We start from the raw sequence: 3,426 nt of genomic DNA, 5'->3' as shown, positions 1-3,426 counted from the left end.
CAATTAGTGTTTAATGAACGAATAGTGCCGATAGTTGGGCTTAAGTGGGGAACAAGAGTCGCTCGATTTAGCAGTGGAATTAGCCCTACAATCGGCGTAGGGCTAATTCATGAATTAGCCCTACAATCGGCGTTGTCAAATGGAAAGATGCTCCGAATCAGCACCGGAGCATTGCATCTTTCCTCTTCTGATCTGACAACGCCGAAAACCTTGTGGGGTGCGACTTTTAGACTTTTTTTATTAACGATCGCTTTTGATAATTTCCCCGATTGACTCTCATCGGGATTTTGGGACATCCGGCGCGAGAATCATCAATTGTCCCTCCTTATCCTCGCGAATGGCTAGAATCGCCGGACGTTCATTGTCTGCCGACTGAGGGGATAACCCGCGAAAAACATAAGTCTAATTATTATTTTGGATTAATAACCGCCAAACTCGCGGGGGATTGACTTTACTATCATTCGTTTCTTTTCCCCGCAGCTCTTCGAGTAATTTGGTCTCACCGATAATTCGATAACCTTTGAGAGAAGGATCGGTAAAAACATCCTCTGGATTCCGACCGATCGCTATCTGTTTTTCTGGTAAAACTAAAGTGATAACTGGTAAGGTAGAACTATCATTAATTGCATCGCGACGGGCATCGATCGATCCCTGAATTCGAGCTAACCAAAAAAGAATAATTAATAGCCAAATAACAGCGATCAAATCTTTTCGGAGAGATTCGGGAATTCCCCGGACTAATAAACCTAGAGGGTGAAATTTTTGATGAAATTTACGTTTAGATTGACTGACAATTGAATAGGATGGCAGGGGAGACAAAATCCAGAGGGTAAATTGAATCGCAAAGGCAACGGCAACCAGTGCCAGAAACGTTCGCAGCAACGCCCCGAAATCGCCACAGAAGACCTGTATCGGCACGAAAAGGAAGGAACGCAAGGGCAAGTCCAGACGGTTAATCTCAAGGCGAAACCAGCCGAAATAGGCCCACCGATAGATCCATCCCGTAAAATAGAGAAAAATCCCCAGCAAACCGAGAAGACTGGCGAAGGTTCCTAGTATCTGTGTTCCGGGAGGGGGAGAATTCGGAGCGCTCACGGCAAAATGTCCCTGATTGGCGTTTTCGATCGCTATCCTACTCGATCGACCGGGTTCTATCGCCAGTTCTTTGTATTTTATCAAGGAGAATAACCCATGTCGATCGACGATCCCCGACAAGTTCGTTTTTTAATTGAGAAAATGGAAGCGAGTTTACCAATCCCTGTGCGTGCAACTCCCGAAACGTTAAAAATAGCTGAAACAAAAGGCGAGCGATACAAACCCGATCACCAGTTTTCGATCGATAAAATTTTCTACACTGGAGACGAGGGGGGAATTATTTGTTCCCTAAAAAATGAATTGGGAAAACAAACGGGTCTTATCTGTTCTTTAACCCATCTACGCATCGATAACGATCATCCGTTAGCGGCGGATATTCAATCCTACCAGAAAAAGCGATCGATGCGGATCGCACTACAGGATGGCAAAACCGGAAAAGCCCTCCGTATTGCCAAACAAAACCGCCCGAACAAAGGTTTCGGAAAGTAAAAATATATTGACAAAAACCGCAGGTTGGGTTACGAATATCGCTAACCCACCGCATCCAATTATATTCGGGGAATAGGTTCGATCCCCCCTTAGTCCCCCCTTGATAAGGGGGGTGCCGATCCCCCCTGCGCCCTTGATAAGGGGGGTGTATGATAATTTTTAACGCCTACCTACTTAAAACTTGCTTTTAACACTTAAATATCCTCTGCCGTAAAATCTCCCCACGCTTCTCGTCGGGTTTTATCGATATCTTCAGCCGAGGGAGCCTGTCCTAAATCGGCGCATATACCCCCTAAAGATGGACGGGGTTGATTAACTTCTGCCGATTCCGATGCCATTTCTGCGGTAATTTTTTCGATCAGTTGCCGTTTCTCGATCGAGGATAATTTTTCCGCCCACCGCATTAGCTCTTGTAGAGTCATATTTCTATCGTCCACCGCGTAAAGGAGTACCTTCATAAGTTTTAACATAAAGAGAAGATAAAACGCTTCCCCTTTGACAATCCCGACGCTAAAATATGGAAAAAACCCTCTAGAAAAAACCCTAGGTTGGGTTACTGTTACTCCTAACCCACCGCATCCAAGATCGAAAACAGAACCAACTAAATCCCGATCATTCAGGCAAGGTAAAGATGAAAAAACTCTACCCAATAATAACCGCAACTAGCCTAGTTTTTATCGCCTCTCTTGCTGGCTATCATCTACCAACCACCGGCGATCGATCTCCCGTCAAGAAAATTCCCGTATTCATACCAGATGATACAAATGTATCTTTAAAAAATGGCACTTCTCTATCTGGGAGATTAATCAAGTTCGATTCCCAAGCAAAAACGATCGCTTTAGGGAGAGAATCAAAAACAAAAGAAGTGGCAATGAAAGAGATCAAACAGATAGAGTTTCAAGGCAAGGTTATTATCAAAAGCGGAGAGCTTGTTATTCGTGGGGAAGGGGGATCAAGCAATCCAAACCAGAATAGACAAAGCTGGACGGAACCCCTACAGAACTTCAAAATTGTTGATGTTAATGAAGGAAAAGCGGAAGTAACTATAACCTCGCTAGATCCTCTAGAAATAAGAGGGATCGAAGGGGTGGCGAGTAAGAGTTCCTACGTTGTTGAGGAAATTAAATTCAACCCCTCGGACAAAATTGAGATTCAAGTAAACCCGCATTAAAATTCACAAAGAAGAAGCCTATTTTTTAAGCAATTAAGGAAGACTTTAAATGGGAAAGTTGGCTGATGTATTGTTCGATTGTTTTTGGTGATAGTGGATCGTTTAAGGTCGGGTTAGCGAGGTCAAAGATGATGTCATTGATGAGATTTTCCTCATCTGTTTTATAGGCGATATCTTCTCTGCATTCGATGGCATCGGCCCAGTTTTCTAGGTCGGTGGCAGATAGAGCGTTATTAAGATAGCGATCGAGAATATCGATCAGATGCTCTTTTTTTAGGGTGATAATTGCTTCGCTACTGTCCCAAGGAAAGGTTTTTAGGATAGGGAGGATAGTTGATAGGGGTTGGTCAAAGTTGACTAGGGCGTTGAGGTATTCTTGTCTAGTTTTCATGGGTATTTTTGTTTGATGTGAACAGTATAAGTAGCTGGTTATAATTAAATTAAAAATGGATTTTAGGTTCGATCCCCCCTTAGTCCCCCCTTGATAAGGGGGGTGCCGATCCCCCCTGCTCCCCTTGATAAGGGGGGTTTCTGATAATTTTTAACGCCTACCTACTTAGTAATTATAATCTTTTGGTAACTGTCCATTTTGAACGCCGATTAAAGGAGCAACTATGAAAATAGACTATGATCGAGCCGCTAATGCCGCTTATATTCGTCGTTTTGAGGGA

5 protein-coding genes and 1 pseudogene are annotated in these 3,426 nt (G+C 43.5%); 3 read left to right on the top strand and 3 right to left on the bottom strand.

Annotated elements, in window-relative coordinates; genetic code table 11:
* Window positions 1–273 (top strand): hypothetical protein (locus tag O9290_RS05455; RefSeq protein ID WP_288086793.1); only part of this gene is annotated, 273 nt, incomplete at its 5' end.
* Window positions 274–276: 3 nt separating this feature from the next.
* Here the strand turns inward: O9290_RS05455 and O9290_RS05450 are convergent.
* Window positions 277–1,179, bottom strand: a pseudogene (locus O9290_RS05450) (hypothetical protein).
* A 12-nt stretch (window positions 1,180–1,191) separates the two neighbouring features.
* Here O9290_RS05450 and O9290_RS05445 point away from each other — a divergent pair.
* Window positions 1,192–1,584, top strand: coding sequence for a hypothetical protein (locus O9290_RS05445; RefSeq protein WP_149987802.1), 393 nt, complete (start codon window positions 1,192–1,194; stop codon window positions 1,582–1,584).
* Window positions 1,585–1,778: 194 nt separating this feature from the next.
* Here O9290_RS05445 and O9290_RS05440 read toward each other — a convergent pair whose 3' ends face one another.
* Window positions 1,779–2,042 (bottom strand): hypothetical protein, encoded by a 264-nt coding sequence (locus O9290_RS05440; RefSeq protein ID WP_288059461.1) that lies wholly within the window; start codon window positions 2,040–2,042, stop codon window positions 1,779–1,781.
* 173 nt (window positions 2,043–2,215) lie between these two features.
* Here O9290_RS05440 and O9290_RS05435 point away from each other — a divergent pair, with 173 nt between their 5' ends.
* Window positions 2,216–2,755: a hypothetical protein gene (locus tag O9290_RS05435; RefSeq protein WP_288059458.1), complete on the top strand. Its 540-nt coding sequence runs from the start codon at window positions 2,216–2,218 to the stop codon at window positions 2,753–2,755.
* A 25-nt stretch (window positions 2,756–2,780) separates the two neighbouring features.
* Here the strand turns inward: O9290_RS05435 and O9290_RS05430 are convergent, their stop codons facing one another.
* Window positions 2,781–3,146 (bottom strand): hypothetical protein, encoded by a 366-nt coding sequence (locus O9290_RS05430; protein WP_002738073.1) that lies wholly within the window; start codon window positions 3,144–3,146, stop codon window positions 2,781–2,783.
* Between the last annotated feature and the right edge of the window lie 280 nt (window positions 3,147–3,426).

It is taken from the genome of Microcystis sp. LE19-41.2A, assembly GCF_027530405.1.
Lineage (GTDB): Bacteria > Cyanobacteriota > Cyanobacteriia > Cyanobacteriales > Microcystaceae > Microcystis > Microcystis aeruginosa.
The sequence above is the reverse complement of the archived record's forward strand: the minus strand, read 5'-3'. Positions and strand labels throughout refer to the sequence as shown.